Source organism: Variimorphobacter sp. HTMS_6 (genome assembly GCF_059717775.1).
Genome location: NZ_AP046094.1, coordinates 196,551 through 214,173 on the forward strand (window position 1 = coordinate 196,551; position 17,623 = coordinate 214,173).

The 17,623-nt window shown below is 37.5% G+C and carries 17 protein-coding genes; 8 read left to right on the plus strand and 9 right to left on the minus strand.

Going from position 1 to position 17,623, the window contains the following annotated elements:
• Window positions 1–241: 241 nt before the first annotated feature.
• A complete protein-coding gene (locus AC6IWN_RS00895) occupies window positions 242–640 on the minus strand; it encodes a winged helix-turn-helix transcriptional regulator (RefSeq protein WP_497990142.1) in 399 nt (132 codons plus the stop codon).
• A gap of 188 nt (window positions 641–828) precedes the next feature.
• Between AC6IWN_RS00895 and AC6IWN_RS00900 the strand changes: the two genes are divergently transcribed.
• Complete coding sequence (locus tag AC6IWN_RS00900) at window positions 829–1,431, plus strand: FMN-dependent NADH-azoreductase (protein WP_497990144.1); 603 nt, start codon at window positions 829–831, stop codon at window positions 1,429–1,431.
• A 151-nt stretch (window positions 1,432–1,582) separates the two neighbouring features.
• Here the strand turns inward: AC6IWN_RS00900 and AC6IWN_RS00905 are convergent, their stop codons facing one another.
• On the minus strand, window positions 1,583–3,040 hold the full coding sequence (locus tag AC6IWN_RS00905; RefSeq protein ID WP_497990146.1) for an NADP-dependent glyceraldehyde-3-phosphate dehydrogenase: 1,458 nt from the start codon (window positions 3,038–3,040) through the stop codon (window positions 1,583–1,585).
• Between the two features lie 254 nt (window positions 3,041–3,294).
• On the opposite strand from AC6IWN_RS00905, the gene AC6IWN_RS00910 reads away from it, so the two are divergent.
• Window positions 3,295–4,344: a PQQ-dependent sugar dehydrogenase gene (locus AC6IWN_RS00910; RefSeq protein WP_497990148.1), complete on the plus strand. Its 1,050-nt coding sequence runs from the start codon at window positions 3,295–3,297 to the stop codon at window positions 4,342–4,344.
• A gap of 103 nt (window positions 4,345–4,447) precedes the next feature.
• Here AC6IWN_RS00910 and AC6IWN_RS00915 read toward each other — a convergent pair whose 3' ends face one another.
• Entirely contained in the window at window positions 4,448–4,597 is a 150-nt protein-coding gene (locus AC6IWN_RS00915; RefSeq protein ID WP_497990149.1) for a hypothetical protein, read from the minus strand.
• A gap of 194 nt (window positions 4,598–4,791) precedes the next feature.
• On the opposite strand from AC6IWN_RS00915, the gene AC6IWN_RS00920 reads away from it, so the two are divergent.
• From AC6IWN_RS00920 to AC6IWN_RS00930, 3 genes are all read left to right on the plus strand, one after another.
• A complete protein-coding gene (locus AC6IWN_RS00920) occupies window positions 4,792–5,085 on the plus strand; it encodes a hypothetical protein (protein ID WP_497990151.1) in 294 nt (97 codons plus the stop codon).
• Window positions 5,086–5,095: 10 nt separating this feature from the next.
• A complete protein-coding gene (locus AC6IWN_RS00925) occupies window positions 5,096–5,533 on the plus strand; it encodes a DUF2752 domain-containing protein (protein ID WP_497990153.1) in 438 nt (145 codons plus the stop codon).
• Window positions 5,534–5,933: 400 nt separating this feature from the next.
• The gene (locus AC6IWN_RS00930; protein ID WP_497990155.1) at window positions 5,934–7,010 is read left to right on the plus strand and encodes an HD-GYP domain-containing protein; all 1,077 of its coding nucleotides are present in this window, start codon (window positions 5,934–5,936) and stop codon (window positions 7,008–7,010) included.
• A gap of 253 nt (window positions 7,011–7,263) precedes the next feature.
• On the opposite strand, the gene AC6IWN_RS00935 is transcribed toward AC6IWN_RS00930, so the two are convergent.
• The 3 genes from AC6IWN_RS00935 to AC6IWN_RS00945 form a co-directional block, all read right to left on the minus strand.
• Entirely contained in the window at window positions 7,264–7,839 is a 576-nt protein-coding gene (locus tag AC6IWN_RS00935; RefSeq protein WP_497990157.1) for a hypothetical protein, read from the minus strand.
• 98 nt (window positions 7,840–7,937) lie between these two features.
• A complete protein-coding gene (locus AC6IWN_RS00940; protein WP_497990159.1) occupies window positions 7,938–9,044 on the minus strand; it encodes an Ldh family oxidoreductase in 1,107 nt (368 codons plus the stop codon).
• 273 nt (window positions 9,045–9,317) lie between these two features.
• Entirely contained in the window at window positions 9,318–9,827 is a 510-nt protein-coding gene (locus AC6IWN_RS00945; protein ID WP_497990161.1) for a GNAT family N-acetyltransferase, read from the minus strand.
• Window positions 9,828–10,040: 213 nt separating this feature from the next.
• Between AC6IWN_RS00945 and AC6IWN_RS00950 the strand changes: the two genes are divergently transcribed.
• Window positions 10,041–10,874, plus strand: a complete 834-nt coding sequence (locus AC6IWN_RS00950) for a DNA glycosylase (RefSeq protein WP_497990163.1) — start codon at window positions 10,041–10,043, stop codon at window positions 10,872–10,874.
• Between the two features lie 130 nt (window positions 10,875–11,004).
• Window positions 11,005–11,373 carry a hypothetical protein gene (locus AC6IWN_RS00955; RefSeq protein ID WP_497990165.1) on the plus strand — a complete coding sequence of 123 codons (369 nt, stop codon included), beginning with the start codon at window positions 11,005–11,007 and terminating at the stop codon, window positions 11,371–11,373.
• 176 nt (window positions 11,374–11,549) lie between these two features.
• Here the strand turns inward: AC6IWN_RS00955 and AC6IWN_RS00960 are convergent, their stop codons facing one another.
• Together AC6IWN_RS00960 and AC6IWN_RS00965 are read right to left on the minus strand one after the other, a co-directional pair.
• Entirely contained in the window at window positions 11,550–12,203 is a 654-nt protein-coding gene (locus AC6IWN_RS00960; protein WP_497990166.1) for an N-acetylmuramoyl-L-alanine amidase family protein, read from the minus strand.
• A 92-nt stretch (window positions 12,204–12,295) separates the two neighbouring features.
• A complete protein-coding gene (locus tag AC6IWN_RS00965; RefSeq protein ID WP_497990168.1) occupies window positions 12,296–12,766 on the minus strand; it encodes an acyl-CoA thioesterase in 471 nt (156 codons plus the stop codon).
• Between the two features lie 750 nt (window positions 12,767–13,516).
• Between AC6IWN_RS00965 and fba the strand changes: the two genes are divergently transcribed.
• Window positions 13,517–14,458 (plus strand): class II fructose-1,6-bisphosphate aldolase, encoded by a 942-nt coding sequence (fba, locus tag AC6IWN_RS00970; protein WP_497990169.1) that lies wholly within the window; start codon window positions 13,517–13,519, stop codon window positions 14,456–14,458.
• A 615-nt stretch (window positions 14,459–15,073) separates the two neighbouring features.
• On the opposite strand, the gene AC6IWN_RS00975 is transcribed toward fba, so the two are convergent.
• Window positions 15,074–17,560, minus strand: coding sequence for a bifunctional diguanylate cyclase/phosphodiesterase (locus AC6IWN_RS00975; RefSeq protein ID WP_497990171.1), 2,487 nt, complete (start codon window positions 17,558–17,560; stop codon window positions 15,074–15,076).
• Window positions 17,561–17,623 lie beyond the last annotated feature (63 nt).

The window sequence follows — 17,623 nt, forward strand, 5'->3', positions numbered from 1 at the left end:
TTAAATGATAAGTTTATAATATTTTATTTAAGGGCTTATATGTGATAGTAATCAATGGAGTAATCATTACTTTTGAGGTTATAAAAACATATAAGCCTTCGTTTATTTTCTAGGAAAGTCTATGTTATTGTAAAGTAATAAAGTCGGTGTATCCTATAGAATTAAAAATCACTTCGTGAGGGATTCATACTCTACGTGAAACGCATACATGCAGTGCGGAATTACTGCCCTCCTAAGTTGATTATTGAATTTCAGTAATCTCTCTATTGGAGGTACCGTTGTCATTTTCTAAATATTCTGCACCGAATTTGTGCATCATCTCTAATATTGGCAAGAGATTATGACCCACATCGGTTAGACTATATTCTACCTTGGGTGGAACAACAGGATATACTTCTTTATGAACCAGATTATCTTCCTCCAGGCTTTTTAGCTGGCGTGAGAGAACCTTTTGAGCAACATTGGGAAGTTTACGTTGGATGTCACTAAAACGCAGAGTGGAATAACTAAGATACCACAATATTAATATTTTCCATTTACCTGATATCATGTCCTGTATTAAAACCATGGGACATTTATCGAATTGAAGGCATTTGTCTTTCATATAACAATCTTCATGTCTACTAAGTGTTTGCTGCATATATTCACCTCGCAAAGTAGTGGTGACTTTTTTGTCACTGGCTGACAATAAAGTGCGTACTTGATAAAATAATTTATTAATATTATTATGATATCATACAAAGGTTGAAAAAAGGAAGATGATGTGTGTGTTTTATAAAAAATTAATTTTCCTAAGAAGACAACCGATAAAAAGTGAGGTAGATGATTATGAGTAAAGTATTGTATATTAAAGCAAATCCGAAGCCGGAAGGAACATCAAGAACATTTAAGATATCAGATGAGTTTGTTGAAGAATACAAAAAATTAAATCCAGAGGATGAGATTATTACTCTAGATTTATACAAAGAAGGAATAACTTTTTTGACGGAAGAAGGGATTTCATTACACAGGCCGGCACCTGGTGAGGGTAAAGACCATCCGGTTTTAAAATATGCTTACCAGTTTGTTGAAGCGGATAAGTATATCATTGCAGCACCATTTTGGAACCTAAGCATTCCTGCTATTCTGAAAGCATATATCGATTATATCTGTGTTACCGGAATCACCTTCCAATATACAGCACAGGGACCGGTTGGTTTATGCCAGGGCAAAAAAGCTGTACATATCGTAGGTAGAGGCGGAGGATACTCCGAGGAGCCATATTCCACATACGAGATGGGCGATAAATATTTAAGAACAATCTTGGGATTTTTAGGGATTACGGATTTTACAACGATTGCAGCAAATTTGCTTGACGTAATTGGCATAGACAGTGAGGCAATTGTGAGTGAAACAATCGAATCCGCGAAAGACATAGCAAAGAATTTTTAATAGGAACCTTTTAGTAAAAATCTGTAATATGGGCTGTTATAAAATAATAATTTGAAGGAACAATGTTATATTTCCAGCAATTAACATTGTTTCTTAATAAAATTACTATTTTACAACAGCCCCTTTAAATGTGTATCTTATGAATGGTATGTTAATGGTTATCAAAATTCAGTACGATTGCTTTTGGTCTGCTCATGGCCTCAATACTGTAGCGGATACCTTGGGTTCCCATACCGGAGGATTTGACCCCTAGGAAAGGAAAATGATCCGGACCCCTTTCAGTTTTATTATTGATTTGAACCGTACCTACCTCCAATTTCGTTGCGATCATGAAGGCTTTATCGATATCTTGTGTGAATACCGAGGACTGTAGACCGTATTCGGAACGGTTTGCGATGGAGATCGCTTCCTCGATGTCTTTTACTCTCATAATTGGTAGTACAGGTCCAAAGGGCTCTTCCCATGCGATACGCATATCAGTTGTGATATTATCGAGCAGAGTAGGGTAGATTAAATTTCCCTCACGACGATTACCGGTAATCAGGGTCGCACCCTTATCTAGAGCATCATTAATTAATTCCTGCACGTAATTTGCGGAATCTTCATTAATTAGTGGAGTAATCTGAACTCCTTTTGCGGGATTTCCAACCTTTAACTCCTTTACATCTTCTTCTATTAATTTCACTAACTTATCTGCAATTTCATTGACAACGAGCACTCTTTTCACAGCAGTACATCTTTGGCCGGAATAGCTATATGCTCCGGCTACAATATTACTTGCTGTCATTTTTAAATCTGCATCCGGTAGTACAATTGCTGCATCCTTTCCTCCAAGCTCCATCATCATCGGAACCATCTCCGCGATTTTGCCGATATGCTTGCCAACATTCGTACTGCCGGTAAAATTAATAAAGTTGATTTCGGGATGAGTGATCAGATAATCACCGATTTCCGAACCTTTACCGGTTACAGTGTTAAGCACACCCTTAGGAAGACCCGCGGCATGAAAAATCTCAGCAAGGTATAGGGCGCTGATGGAGCCCTGTGTCGGTGGCTTTAATATAACACTATTTCCTGCCATAAGAGCTGGAGCAATCTTGGAAGCAGATAGATTAATTGGATAGTTAAATGGTGATATGGCTAGAACAATACCTAAGGGAACACGGGTTACGAAGGATAACTTATTCTTCTTATACCCAGGGAAGTTGTCCGCACCAATGGTTTCACCCTGAATATGCATTCCTTCATTTGCAGTAAAACGAATAAAATCAGCAGTACGGCGAATCTCAGAAATAGCGGAATCGGTATCCTTCGCAATCTCTGTTTCTAAAATCTCTGATAAGAATTCAATATTATCTTCTAGTATATCAGCCGCCTTCATGAGTATTTTTGCTCGTTCACTTACGGGGATATCCTTCCATTGTTTTTGTGACTCTTTTGCATTTAAAATTACATCATCAATCTCATCCTGACTCATTAATTGGATTTTTCCGACGAAGCTTCCATCAACGGGGGAGTTGATATCAATTGTTTTATTACTTTTTGACATGACCCATTCGCCATTAATCAAATTTCCATATGTTTTATTGACATTATTCCTATTTAGCATTGAACCATCCTCTCAGTATGAATTATTATTTGATACACTTCCTATTCAATCATATTATTAAAATTATTTCGTGTAAAGGGATAATATGACAAAATTGCTGTGCGCATCTTCTTAAGCTCTAATTCTAATCATTCTTATTATCTCATATTTTAGCTGCTAAATATGTGATTGAAATCACATTTATATCATTTGGCTAAAATATTTTTTGGCCTAGCTTAATATAATGTATAGAAGTATGATGGAGGTTATATCTGATGAACACAGAGAGAGAGGTCAATTCAGATATATTTCCCTACGATATTGAAGTGATAGCTACCAATCTATTTGTACCTTGGGCGATTGCTATCAGCGAGGAAGGGAAGCTATACGTTACGGAACGATCCGGTACCATATGGATTATGGATAATGGTAGATTTTTATCGGAGCCCTTGATCCGCTTTACATTTCCGTTTGTTAGTCAAGGGGAAGGTGGATTAATGGGGATCGCTTTGGATCCTGATTTTACGAATAATCGTTTTATCTATGTTATGCATACCTATTACGACGATGGGAGATTGTATAATAAGGTTGTCAGACTTGTGGAGGAGAATGATAAAGCGGATGTTGACATCATTATTATTGATAAGATTCCGGGATCAAGTGTACATAATGGAGGAAGAATTAAGATCGGCACGGATGGGAAGCTTTATATTGCAACCGGAGATGCAGGAGAGGGAGGATTGGCACAGGATCTGAATAGTCTTGCGGGAAAAATACTGCGAATTAATATAGATGGATCAATTCCAGAGGATAATCCTTTTGAAAATTCACCTGTTTATACTTTGGGGCATAGGAATCCTCAAGGGCTTGCTTGGAGTACGGAGAACGGCCTATATGCAACAGAACATGGACCTATGGCGCATGACGAGATAAATAGAATTCTTCCAGGAAGAAATTATGGATGGCCGATAGTAAAAGGTGATGAAATAACAAATCAGATCGATGTGCAAATGCCATTGGTACACAGTGGTGATGTGACTTGGGCACCCTCTGGATTGGCATTTATTACGGAAGGAGTTTGGAAAAATAGATTAATTGCCGGTGGATTGCGTTGCGAGGAGTTAATCCTTCTTACCTTAAATGATAGCGGTACAGAGGTGGATAACGTTGAATTGTGGCTAAAGAACAGCTTCGGTCGGTTCCGAGAGGTACTTAGCACGCCTGATGGTACGATATACCTTACTACAAGTAATCGAGACGGGAGGGGTAATCCTGATAAAACGGATGATAAGATGATTCGACTGACTCCAAGAAGGAGTGGATGATTAGTAAGTTCACTTAATATGGTTATAAATAATAGAGGGGGCTGTTACATTATTATTTTGCAATAGCCCCAAAAGATTGATATTCGAAAAACTCATATGGAATTTATTTAGTGCCACAATCAGATGTTTTATTCGAAGTGGATTTAGAACGGGAATCAGTACCGGAAGAGGTATAACCGTTTTTCGTACCACTATTAGATGATGTGCTGTTTTTACTCGAATTCTTTGAGGAAGTATTTTTGTTTGTACTCATAATGTCATCTCCTTTTATTTATAATATCCATTACTATCTACAATTAATTCATTTTCTATTCATGATTTTATAAATTAAAAAAATAATTATTTAAAATAAATACTATTTTTGGATGTCATATTTTGTTATAAAATTGACATGCTGGAAATTAATATGTATAATACTTATATATTAAATAGGGAGGTAGTTTTAAAATGGATAATGTTGAAATGAATCAAACACCGCAGGGTGGAGCAGGTATGTCAATTGCTGCTATGGTATTAGGTATTGTGGCATTAGTTTTATCTTGCTGTTCGCCATATATCTCTTTGCCATGTGCAGTTATCGGTATTATACTCGCTGGTGTAAGTTTGAAGGGTAAGAAGCCAGGCAGGGGAATGGCTATCGCTGGATTAGTTTGTGCTATCATATCTTTGATACCCGCAATTATCATTCTTGTCGCAGGTGCATCAATTTTAGCCAATCTTCAATCTTCACTTAACTACTAAGGAGCAGTCAATGCAATCAAAATATGGTATTCCTGATATTAAAAAATTTACCATGCAATGTTACTACGCCGGCTTTATTGCTGGCGTGGTTTTGTTTTGTGGGGTTTCTATTGTAAATTTGTATCATATCGATATACTTCACATATTCCCGCCTTGTATCTTATATTCTAATACAGGCTTGTATTGTCCGGGTTGTGGCGGAACACGTTCTTTCCATGCACTTATGGAGGGCGATATCTGGGGAAGCTTTCGATATCATCCATTTGTACCTTATACTGCGTTTATCTATGCTACCTTTATGATAAAGAATTCCTTGTACCGATTGACTGACGGGAAGATTAAGATAATGATTTTTCGACCGGTATACTTCTATATTGCTGCAGTCCTTGTAGTGGCTCAGTGGATTATTAAGAATGTACTACTGGTATACTTTCATATGCCTATATGATGTTAAGAATTTAAAAGTTGAGTTGGAGTTTGCTAGAAATAATTATATAGAGAATGTGCTATTTAGAGGTAATGGTTTATTCATTGCCTCTTTTTAATTTGTTTCATGCAGTTGCTTATGAATATAAGTTTCTAAATTATTAATATAAATAATTTTGTACAATTTGTCGATTATTAAAATAGTAAGCATTTTTCACGCTCAATATTTAATGATAAATCAATACGGAATTTTGGAAAATATGGAAAGAAAAAACAAATTATAGAAAAAGTAGTTTTTGTAAATGGGATATATTTCTTATCTATAAAAGGACAGAAAAGTCCATTCTTCGCCATTATTCCTTGACACAGTAATTATGATACCGTATGATAATGTTAGTATTTTTAAGTAGAGGAGATTTTACATGAGACTGGTTTCGTTGTCAATGCTTAAACCCGACATGATATTGGCAAAATCGATTTATTATAGAGACTGTCTGATATTAAGAGAAGGTCAGGCGGATCTTGACCGATATGCTAATAGATTATTACAATTAGGTATTGATTGTGTATATGTTGAAGATTCTAAGAGTAATGGAATTGAGATACCGGATGCAATTTCTGAAGAGACCAGAGTTTCTTGCAAGCGAATACTTCGACAAACAATCGAAGATTTTGAAAAGAAAACAATAATAGATTTGACTGAGGTTTCAGAAACAATTCTTAGTATTATAGAAGACATTTTATCGATGGAGGATCTCCAGATAAGTCTAAACGATATTGGTGCCTCGGATGAATATACCTTTACCCACTGTGTGAGTACAACGGTTTATTCCCTGTTAATCGCGAAGCAGTTAGGTTATAGCAAACCGATGATGGAGAAATTAGCTGCCGGAGCGTTATTTCATGATATAGGAAAGATACTATTGGATAAAAGTATATTGAATAAAGAAGGAAATCTGACCATAGATGAGGTTGAACATATCAAAAGACATACCACGCTAGGGTATGAGGCGCTTAAGAAGTGTCCAAGCATGACAGAGCTTTCTAGGATTGTCTCCCTCTATCATCACGAGAAGATGGATGGGTCTGGTTATCCTACCGGTGCTAAGGCTGGAGAACTTCATGAATTTATTAGAATTGTTTCGGTTGCAGATACATATGATGCATTGGTTTCCGATCGTTGCTATCGTACGAAGTGGAGCTCAAATCAGGCAGTGAATTATCTGATAGAGAATGCCGGATCCAAGTTTGATACGCATATGGTCTCCGTATTAATTAAGCAGATAGCGATCTATCCCAATGGTTCTATGGTGCGTCTGTCTGACAACAGCATCGGTATTATAAAGGAACAGAACAAAAACTTCCCATTAAGACCCGTTGTACGAGTAATTACTGACCCAGGTGGTAATGAGATAACACCTTTTGAAATTGATATGATGGAGGTATTGTCAATTACTATAATCGAATCAGAGATTGAAATGAGCAGTGATATGTTTTAATTATAAAGAAGATGTAGGATGTTCTCAGTGATAAATACTGAAATATTTTAAGAGTTATCAAGGATAAAGGAAGGGCTGTTTCAAATTATGAAACAGCCCTTCTTAGCATATTAAGTTCTGAATAGCCCTTAAAAATAAAACCGTCAATAAGCACAACATAGAATCGCTTTAGGAAATATGTTTTGTATTTCTTATTAAAACCTAAATTTGTACTTATTGACGATAGGATTAAAACAAGGCGTTTGACACTCAATTATAGTTGTAGCTTTGATTTTCTAGATCTTATTTTTGCATTAGCCGGTACATCAATAACATGCTGCAAAGGCCTCCAGATTAGGTATGCAATTGTAAAATCGATTAAGCTGTGTATAAAGGTACCCAATCCGACGAGATAAATTATAACAGTGGTCATGTTGTTAGCCGGAGCGTTGAAGGAATAGTAAAGAAGAACAGCACCTACTTCACCAAGCGCATGAATAACAGAGATTATTATTGCGAACGGAACCATTGATTTCGGGGATAACAATATGTTGTTGTTCTTTTTTAATAAGTATGCTCCAACTCCAATAAATATAATTTGAGAAAATGCACGGAATACGATAACAATCGGGAAGCCGGATAATAAGAAACCGAAAGCAGTACCGAAAGCAACGAAGATTCCCACAGCCGGCGATATAAACATGGCAATAATAATTGCAACATGACTTGCCAAGGTAAAGGAGGCAGGCTCGATGAGAATCTTAATTGGCGAATACATAGGGATCACGATTCCTACTGCACATAGTAAAGCGGCAATCGTCATGGTTTTAGCTTTATTTAGAGATGACATAGTGGAACTCCTTTCATGTGTAAACAAATGTATTACAACTGTCTTGTCAGCTGTAATTTTATCTGCTTTTATCAAAGCTGTCAATCTCAATTTTTAAATTATTCAAATGGGAATATATGTGGTAATTGGAATTGATCACGGATCTGAATGAATTCCTTTTGAACGGCTTCGCCGATCGGGACCCCTTTATCCTTTCGCTCTTGCCAACACAGATATTCTTTTTCCCCTGCGGTGTAAATTCGCTCTTCATTCGGTGAAAGCTTTGAAGAACGTAAATCCCGCAGAATATCTCCAGTAGTCTTTTTGAAGCTGTCAAGACCGAGGAATGCCTCGGGATCAATGGCTAGAAAGAAATGTCCCAGATGGTACGGTAACTTTTCACCACTTTGACCGATGCCGTTAAGTGCTTTTAAGAAGCTTCCGGCCTGCAAAGCTGCGGATAATATCTCAACTACTGTAGCATATCCATAGCCTTTGTAGCCTCCGAGTTCTTCTCCGATGCCACCGAGAGGAGCAAGAGCTGCATTCCCTCCGGTTAGATCGTTCAAAATCTGCTTAGAGTCCGTCATCGGTAATCCATCCTGACCGATAACCATTCCCTCGGGGGTGTCCTTGCCGGTTCTGGCAAAGTATTCAATCTTTCCGCGTTGCGTAATACTCGTCGCACAATCAAGCACAAAAGGAAATTCATCGTCCGTGGGTATTCCGAAAGTGAGCGGGTTGGTTCCTAACATATTTTCCACACCGAAAGTAGGAGCGATGGAGGGACGGGCATTCGTTCCGGTAATGCCGATTAAGCCCTGCTTTGAAGCCATGGTAGCATAATAGCCTGCAATTCCATAATGAGTCGAATTGCGAGCAACCACCATAGCTAGACCGAAATTTTTCGCCTTTTCAATTGCCATCTGCATGGAACGGTGTCCGACAATCATACCCATTCCGTCATGACCATCTACAACTGCAGTTGTTGGGGTTTCACGTATAATATCAAAATCTGTGATGGGATTTTGAATACCCTCCAACATACGGTCAATATATATCGCCTTGAAGCGGTTGCAGCCATGGCTTTCAATTCCCCTCCTGTCACTTTCCATCAAAACATCTGCACAGATTAGTGCTTCCTCATGCGGTACCCCAAGCTTTTCAAATGTAGCTGTCATAAAGCTACCAACTAATTCCCATGAAATATAAGGTCTTGTTTCCATACGAGAATCCTCCCTTGATAATAATTATTAGGTAATTGTATATCGGGTAAAATGAACAAGATTAGTACGAGTATGAGGTGCCTGAGAGGTAACATGATGTAGGTATCAAGATTTGTTAAGTTAAGAAGATGTGTTAGCGGGTATGAGAATCTGTCAGTCTGATAAGATATATTAGCAGATATGCGAATTTGTCTGTTGATAAGATTTGTTAGCAGGTTAAGATTTTGATCACCTGAGAAGTTATTTTCTCAGGCATACATTGTGCGTATCAGGTTAAGAAGGAGTGTAAGAGCTGGCCAGCGCGGCTAATTTATCGCCCTGGAGACGATAGATCGTCCAATCATCTAACGGGATAGCGCCCATCTTTTTATAAAATTGAATGGAGGGTTCATTCCAATCCAAACAAGACCATTCCAGTCTTCCACATTTTCTAGTGGCTGTGATATTAGCAAGGTAGTAGAAGAATTCTCTGCCGAAACCTTTGCCCCTCATCTCAGGTTTAATATATAAATCTTCAATGTAGATACCGGATTTCCCCAAGAAGGTGGAAAAATTGTGGAAAAACAGTGAGAAACCTACGGGCTCCTGTTGATAAGTTCCGATGATAACCTCAGCTCGCTTCTGTTGGAATAGAACCTCCTCTAGAAATTCTTCAGTGGCGACAACTTGATCAAGCATGTGCTCATATTCTGCCAGATCTTTTATAAACTGAAGGATTTGTGGAACATCCTCTCTGGTAGCAAAGCGAATGGTTAACTGATTTTCATTTGTATGATTTATCATATTCATTTTCCTCCGCAACTTATTTTGTTAAATCTATTATAACTTAGAATGATTTGAAGGAATAGTAAAAAATGGAGTGATTCTCATAAGAAGGCAACTTGTTGGGACATGTGTAGTAGGTTATAATACATACATAGGAGTGATTTAATCATAAAGAGTAGAATGGAGTTAACATAATATATACTTATAAAGCATAATTGGAGAGAGGAAAAGATGAGAATACAGAATCCGAACTTTAATATAGAACAGATAGCAGAATCAGGTCAGTGTTTTCGCATGAACCGTGTTAAGACACAAGATAGTACGGTGAAATACGGATTGATTGCATATGGAAGATACCTTGAGCTTACTCAAATCGATGAAAGTACTGTAGAATTAAATTGCATAGAAGAGGAATACAAGGAGATTTGGGAAGAGTACTTTGACATGAACTATAATTACAGTCAGGTCGTGGAAGACTTAATCAATGGCGAGGATAAGTTCCTACGAGAAGCAGCAGGGTATGGGTATGGAATACGCATCCTTAAGCAGGAACCATTTGAAGCGATGATTAGCTTTATTATATCCCAGAATAAAAATATCCCCGCAATCAAAAACTGTATTGAAGCAATATGCGAGCGATACGGTGTACAGATAGAGATAGATGGTGAGCTACACGGTTATTCCTTCCCGACTCCGCAAGCATTGGCGAATGCTTCAAAAGAAGAACTGCGAAAGTTAAAAACCGGTTACCGTGATGAATACATAATCAGAGCTGCCTTGGCAGTGTATAGAGAAGAGATTGATTTAGAAAACCTTAAGAAATCAAGCTTCGAAGAGGCGGTAGCGGAATTAAAGAAAATTCACGGCATCGGAGAAAAGGTGGCTAATTGCATTGCGCTTTATGGCTTGCATCATATTGAAGGCTTTCCGGTGGATGTATGGATTCAACGTGTTATTCAAGAAATTTATGAAAATCATTTTGAAAAGGATAGGTTTAAAGGATTTGCAGGAATCGTTCAACAATATATGTTTTACTATATGAGATATCTTAAAGGGGTAAAATAAGAAATTTATTCATTATTTCCCGGTAATATGGTTTTATTCAAAATATTCACATCATAAAAGCATGAGTTTGAGGAAAAATAAATGATATACGAAGAGATTGTTACTCAAACTTATGAAAGGCGGGGAAATCATGAGCATAATTGGTGAGAATGATAGATATAAAAAAGAGCGTCAAGTAAATCACTTGGTAAATCTGGTTGAAAAGCAAATAAGAACGCAACGTCATCTCGAAGAGCACTCCAATTTTACTTCCTCTCAGGAGAATTTAGAACATGCAAGAAAGTTAAATGAAGAACGTCAAAATGAAATAAATAATCTGAAGAATATTCTTGTGAATGGGAACAATATAAATAATGACTACAAGAATAATACAGAGAAACGTTTTCTGTATACGGAGGGATATTTAAATCATAATGCAGATCACATGGACGAGATGTCCTTTAAGAATGCTAAGGCTAAGCAGGAAAATAGGAAGAACCAATTGGATCAGTTAAAATAAGAATTTTAGGTTGTCATAATGAATGAATGTACATGGAAACGAATTATTTTTAGAAATTTAATTAAATCATGTAAGAGGGAAGACAATAGGTTGTTATGTCTTCCCTCTTATTAAATAATAAAAATTAATAACTACAAATGAACAGAATCTTTTTAAGGATCCTTTAAAACCTAAAATTATTTTTTTAAAGATTTAATATATTTATCAAGTCCGTCTGCAATCTGATTTGCACTTTCAGCCCAGAATTTATTATTTGCCATAAGATCCATTGCTTCATGACTATTTGTCATAAATGCAAGTTCGCAAAGGATGGAAGCTTTGGTTCTCATACTTCTGCAATTACACATTGCCAGATCATCAGTATGGATACCTCGATTAGGCTGGGTATAACCCTTTGCCAACTCATTTAATACATAGGTTGCCAGTTTTTTTGAGTCTCCTGGAAATTGACTATGGTAATAGACGCCAACGCCTTTTGCTGAATCGAACTTCTTGCCGTTGCCATTAGCATTAAAATGAATCGAGATGGAATAATCACAATCGGCTTTCTTGATTGTTTGCTGTCTAAGGGCAAGAGATGTATCAATATCATCCTTAGTGTTAGCATCATCCCAGCCGGTTTTTACAATTTCATAACCACGAGCGGTTAAAACTTTTGCTAATAAATTAGCTACGCCTGCATTTGCATAATGCTCGTTATATTGCTCTCCTTTTTTTACATCGATCTTGCCATTGTAATCAACATCGACTGCCTTCGTAAATGGGGGAGTTCTTTTACCTGATGTGTTACTACCGTGACCTGCATCTATCGCAATTTTTATTTTTGCCATATCGCCAATTCCTTTCTATATTAGGTATATTACATAGTATAATATACGCTAATAGTAGGAAATTGTTCCTAATTCGACATGACCTATGAATTCTAATAACCTTCTTTGCGTCGTTCGCTTCGAAGGGAACGCCTCTTAATACCTGCTTCCCATTCGGCACGTTCGGATTCAGATTCAATCAACAATCCGGGTACCTCAGCCGGATGCCCTATATCATCTATTGCCACCATCACCAGATAAGCACGATTCACAACCTGTCGCATTCCATCAAGATTTTCAACATAGGTATCCACACGTATTTCCATAGAGGTTTTGCCAACGTAGGTCATTCGTCCAATCAAAACCAGAGTATTATTCATATATGCACCTGCCTTGAACTGCAGATTATCGATGGCAGCAGTAGTAACATTACATCCTGAATGCCTGCGTGCTACAACTGAGGCAACAATATCAATCCATTCAACCAGTTGTCCACCGAAAAGTCGGTTCGCACCATTACTGTGAGAGGGCATAATAATTTGTACTTGTTCTGTTAAGGATTCTGATATTCGTTTAGGTTCCATAATGATGATCCTCATCTTTCTGTATATTAATTATTCACAATTTTCGCAAATAAGCTTGTGTATATTGGAGATTGTAACTTGTTAGGAATTTGAAACACAAACTGTAGATTAATTTTATACTGTAATTATGAGTATGACAAGGGGCCGCCGCAAAACAGATCATATTAAAGAATACAATCTGTTTCGTAGGAGCTCTTGTAATAACGGATTCTATATCTGGATTTCAATAATTATAATTTATCTAGCTACAAGTACTTAATAAGGTCTGGGAGGGCCAGGTGGAAAAGGCCTAGGCGGATAAGGACCTGGAGGGAATGGCCTAGGCGGGTATGGCCCAGGAGGGTAAGGTCTAGGCGGATAAGGTCCTGGCGGATATGGACCTGGGGGATAAGGACCGGGAGGATAAGGACCCGGAGGGTAGGGACCTGGTGGAAAAGGCTTAGGCGGGTATGGTGGTCTGGGAGGTCCCGGTGGCCATCCATCATGGTGATGATGATGCCCATGCCGATGATTCTCATTTATCGATACCATTAACATCGCTCCTTATAATTGATTTATGATTAAATATTGGCTTTTCCAACTTACAATGATCTATAAATTGGCTAATACATTATATGTAAAGCTGATGTTGAGTGATAATGATAATTCATGGAAATAAAATAATGTACAGGTTTCTTGAAAAAGGCTTTTCAATCTTTTTATTTGTGTTATAATAATATGGAAAATATTTACATAGAAGGGAAGGATAATATGCCATTTGTTACGACGAAAGAGATGTTTGAAAAAGCATACGCAGGAGGGTATGCAATTGGGGCTTTTAATGTAAATAACATGGAAATCATACAGGGTATTACGGAGGCAGCGAAGGAGTTGAATTCTCCTGTTATATTACAGGTATCAGCAGGTGCAAGAAAATATGCGAAACATGCATATCTTGTGAAATTAGTGGAGGCGGCATTAATCGATACGGATCTTCCGATTGCACTTCATTTGGATCATGGGGATGACTTTGAAATATGTAAATCCTGTATTGACGGTGGTTTTACATCCGTTATGATCGATGGTTCAAAGCATAGCTTTGAAGATAACATCATACTCACAAAGAAGGTGGTAGAATATGCACATGCACATGGATGTGTAGTAGAAGGAGAGTTGGGGAAATTAGCGGGAATTGAAGATGATGTAAATGTATCCGCAGAAAATGCCTCCTACACAAGACCGGAAGAAGTGGAAGAGTTCGTAACCCGTACCGGTGTGGACTCCCTAGCAATTGCAATCGGAACCAGTCATGGTGCTTTCAAATTCAAACCCGGCCAAAAGCCACAATTACGTTTTGACATACTAGAAGAGGTGGAAAAAAGATTACCGAATTATCCAATCGTATTACACGGAGCATCCTCTGTATCAAAAGAATATGTGGATATCATTAATCAATATGGTGGCAAGTTAGATGATGCAATCGGTATTCCGGAGGATATGTTAAGACAGGCTGCCACGATGGCAGTGTGCAAGATCAACATAGATTCCGATTTGCGACTTGCTTTCACAGCAGGTGTCAGAGAACATTTTGCTAATAATCCAAATCACTTTGATCCGAGACAATATCTTACCCCCGCACGGAATAATATCAAAACACTTGTAAAACATAAACTTACAAATGTCCTGGGCTGCGCAGGTAAAGCAGGAGAATAAATGTGAAAGCCGATAAGGTCTTTTTAGGGACGGTGAGCTGACCGGGGTAATCTATTTCACTTTCCGGTTATAACTTTCATGGAATACTAAACTTTCAGTATGGAGCTTAAAACATTCTGTCGGAGCAGAGCGACATCCGTGTCGCCTGCTCCTTAATCGTTTCTCTATGAACGATTACCAGAATAAATCGCTACACACTGAAATTAAGTATATCTATGAAAGTTATCAAGTTAGAGTAATAGAAAACCCCCGGGAATTATCAATCAATGAATAGACCATTTATCGCCGTCAGCACTTAGGAAAATGTTGCAAAATAATTCATTAGGAATAATGTTATATTGCCATAATGCACTGTTTGGAAGACAACTGTTCATAATTTTGTATTTTCGAAGGCGTACTATTATGTACGACTGCGAAATACAAAATATGAATGAATGTTGTTCTTCCAACCTGTGTGTGAGGCAAATAACATTGTTCCTAATAAATTATTTGCTTTGCAACATTCCATTGGTGCGATAATTGAGTGAGAACGTGTCTCTGAAGGATGATAATTCCTACGCTTTTTTCATAACCTATATCTTTATAACCTATAACTTGTAATATTATTAATCAATTTCAGAACAGAGAACGCTGCGTAATTAAATCATCCTCATGCAGGATATCAATCAAGGCGGATGCACTGATTGGGCGACTATAGATAAAGCCTTGGAGGATGTCGCAACGCATCTCTTTTAGTGCAATTAGCTGGTCATCGTATTCAACTCCTTCGGCAACAACACAGATATCTAAGCTGTGAGCCAACTGAATGATGGATTGTGCGATGAAGGAATCCTTTTTATTATTACAAATATTATCGATAAATGATTTATCTATTTTTAAGGTGTTAATCGGCATGCTGGTCAGATAATTCAAGGAGGAGTAGCCTGTTCCGAAATCATCCAGAGAAATTCTGACACCAAGATCCTGTAGTTTATGTAATAACTTAGTGGCATCCATGATGGAGGATACCAGAGTGCTTTCGGTAATCTCGAGCTCCAAATACTGTGGAGGTAGCTGTGTTTCTTCTAGAATATCAGATAACACGGAGATAAATCCGGGGCGGTTGATTTGTACGGAGGAGATATTAACCGATACATATCTTGGGGTAGCTCCGCTATCTATCAGTTGTTTGTTAAAGGAACATACCTCTCTTAATAACCAAGCACTTAACTCGATAATAATTCCGCTTTCCTCCGCGATTGGAATGAACTCACTCGGGCTAATAATACCACCCAGACGATCGCTATTAATTCTCATCAAAGCTTCATAAGCGACTATGCTGTTGGAGGATAGTTTTAGTAAGGGTTGATACTCAACATAGATTTCATTATTTTCGATTGCATTACGTAACACCTCAAGAATGAGGGTGTTACGGTTTAGCTCATCTTCCATAGTTTTATCAAATAAGGTGCATTTGTTTTTGCCGGTATCTTTGGACTTATACATTGCAATGTCGGCGTTCTTAATCAGTTCGTTTGAGGTTTTACCATTCTCGGGATAAAGTGCAACCCCGATACTCATAGAGACATATACAACCTCTCCATTTAAATCTAAGGGATTTGTGAAATGGTTAACAATCTGACAGGCAAAAGTATGTGCCTCTTCTTGGCTCGTAACATCTTCTTTGAATAATAAGAATTCATCGCCACCGGCTCTAGCAATCATACCACTGGAACCAAGCAAAGTAGTGAGGATCTGAGCGGTTTTTGCTAGCAACTTATCCCCGTATTCATGACCAAGTGTATCATTAACGGTCTTAAAGTTATCAAGATCCACAAAATATACAGCGTGACTTAATTCGGTTAAATGGGAGGACTCCAGAATAGCATTCACATTATCAAGGAATGCCAGCTTGTTCGGTAGTTTTGTCAATGTGTCGTGATAAGCAAGGAATTCAATGTGATCATAATTTGATCGTAACTGCTCTTCGTTCGAAAGCAGTTCTTCGTGCATGGATTCCAAATCCTCATAATTGTTTTTTATGATATGTAACATTTTATTAAAATTCTTTGAAAGTTCACCAAGCTCATTATTACCTTTGATATTAGATTGTACCGTAAGATTTCCGTCCGAGGCAACGCGCATCGCATCCCTTAGCATGATGATAGGATCGGTGTACCTTTTAGAAAAATTTCTCGTAATAAATACGATAAATGCCAGAATTACCAAGCATACGATGGAGAGTAATTGAAACATAAAGGTAGTGGTAGAACTGATTTCATCAAGATTTTGTTTTACAATAAGCACAAGATTCAATCCGGAAAGTACACTATAGCCGACAGACTCGTTGGTGTTTTCCGATTGACTGAAGGATGCATGAGATTTATTTTTATTGGATTTGTAATTGTTCACCATCTGTGAGGTGTTATAGGATTTTAACTTATGTCCAATCAGCTTGGAATTAGGATGATAGATAATTGTACCATCCTCACTTGTTAAAATACCAATACCGGTATCACCGATTTCTATAGAGGTAAGAATATCATTAAAATAAGAGGTGGAGATTGTACTTATCACACATCCAATAATCATGTGTGTTTTTTTATCCAGAATGGGATAGCCTATCTCAATGGTGTAGTTGGTTTTATCACCAACTGTATACGGCTGAAGACCGCTTACCCCTACAGCAAAGGATTTATGCTTCTTTATATATTCATAGGTTACATTATTGCTATTATTTGCTCCAACCAGGCTGGGGGTTGAACTAGCGATTACCTTTCCTTGAATATTATAAAGAGAGATTAATACATTGCCCTGATAATTGTTTTTTCTTATGCTTAATAAGGTATTAACGGATTGTGGCGCCATATTGCCGGTGACACGGTTATCAAACACTGCTTTGATTACATCGTTATGAAGTGATAATAATGAAACCTCTGTTTTTTGTATATTTATCATCGAGCTGATGCCTGACATGTTCATATCAGCGGTTCTCTGCAGATAAGCATTATTTTCTGTAATTAACTTGTCAGTAATGATTCGGTGTGCAATTACGGAGACAACTATGACAGGTATCATAGATGATATGATCAATATGATTTGTAATGATTTCTTTATTGACATTTTTAACCTCCGAATTATAGATAAAATGCTGATTTTTTACCAATACTAACGTAATCATTCTAC

What these genes read in the sequence shown, in the direction of transcription:
- AC6IWN_RS00895 (WP_497990142.1), bottom strand. Translation starts at nt 640, where the DNA reads ATGCAGCAAACACTTAGTAGACATGAAGATTGTTATATGAAAGACAAA.
- AC6IWN_RS00900 (WP_497990144.1), top strand. Translation starts at nt 829, where the DNA reads ATGAGTAAAGTATTGTATATTAAAGCAAATCCGAAGCCGGAAGGAACA.
- AC6IWN_RS00905 (WP_497990146.1), bottom strand. Translation starts at nt 3,040, where the DNA reads ATGCTAAATAGGAATAATGTCAATAAAACATATGGAAATTTGATTAAT.
- AC6IWN_RS00910 (WP_497990148.1), top strand. Translation starts at nt 3,295, where the DNA reads ATGAACACAGAGAGAGAGGTCAATTCAGATATATTTCCCTACGATATT.
- AC6IWN_RS00915 (WP_497990149.1), bottom strand. Translation starts at nt 4,597, where the DNA reads ATGAGTACAAACAAAAATACTTCCTCAAAGAATTCGAGTAAAAACAGC.
- AC6IWN_RS00920 (WP_497990151.1), top strand. Translation starts at nt 4,792, where the DNA reads ATGGATAATGTTGAAATGAATCAAACACCGCAGGGTGGAGCAGGTATG.
- AC6IWN_RS00925 (WP_497990153.1), top strand. Translation starts at nt 5,096, where the DNA reads ATGCAATCAAAATATGGTATTCCTGATATTAAAAAATTTACCATGCAA.
- AC6IWN_RS00930 (WP_497990155.1), top strand. Translation starts at nt 5,934, where the DNA reads ATGAGACTGGTTTCGTTGTCAATGCTTAAACCCGACATGATATTGGCA.
- AC6IWN_RS00935 (WP_497990157.1), bottom strand. Translation starts at nt 7,839, where the DNA reads ATGTCATCTCTAAATAAAGCTAAAACCATGACGATTGCCGCTTTACTA.
- AC6IWN_RS00940 (WP_497990159.1), bottom strand. Translation starts at nt 9,044, where the DNA reads ATGGAAACAAGACCTTATATTTCATGGGAATTAGTTGGTAGCTTTATG.
- AC6IWN_RS00945 (WP_497990161.1), bottom strand. Translation starts at nt 9,827, where the DNA reads ATGATAAATCATACAAATGAAAATCAGTTAACCATTCGCTTTGCTACC.
- AC6IWN_RS00950 (WP_497990163.1), top strand. Translation starts at nt 10,041, where the DNA reads ATGAGAATACAGAATCCGAACTTTAATATAGAACAGATAGCAGAATCA.
- AC6IWN_RS00955 (WP_497990165.1), top strand. Translation starts at nt 11,005, where the DNA reads ATGAGCATAATTGGTGAGAATGATAGATATAAAAAAGAGCGTCAAGTA.
- AC6IWN_RS00960 (WP_497990166.1), bottom strand. Translation starts at nt 12,203, where the DNA reads ATGGCAAAAATAAAAATTGCGATAGATGCAGGTCACGGTAGTAACACA.
- AC6IWN_RS00965 (WP_497990168.1), bottom strand. Translation starts at nt 12,766, where the DNA reads ATGGAACCTAAACGAATATCAGAATCCTTAACAGAACAAGTACAAATT.
- fba (WP_497990169.1), top strand. Translation starts at nt 13,517, where the DNA reads ATGCCATTTGTTACGACGAAAGAGATGTTTGAAAAAGCATACGCAGGA.
- AC6IWN_RS00975 (WP_497990171.1), bottom strand. Translation starts at nt 17,560, where the DNA reads ATGTCAATAAAGAAATCATTACAAATCATATTGATCATATCATCTATG.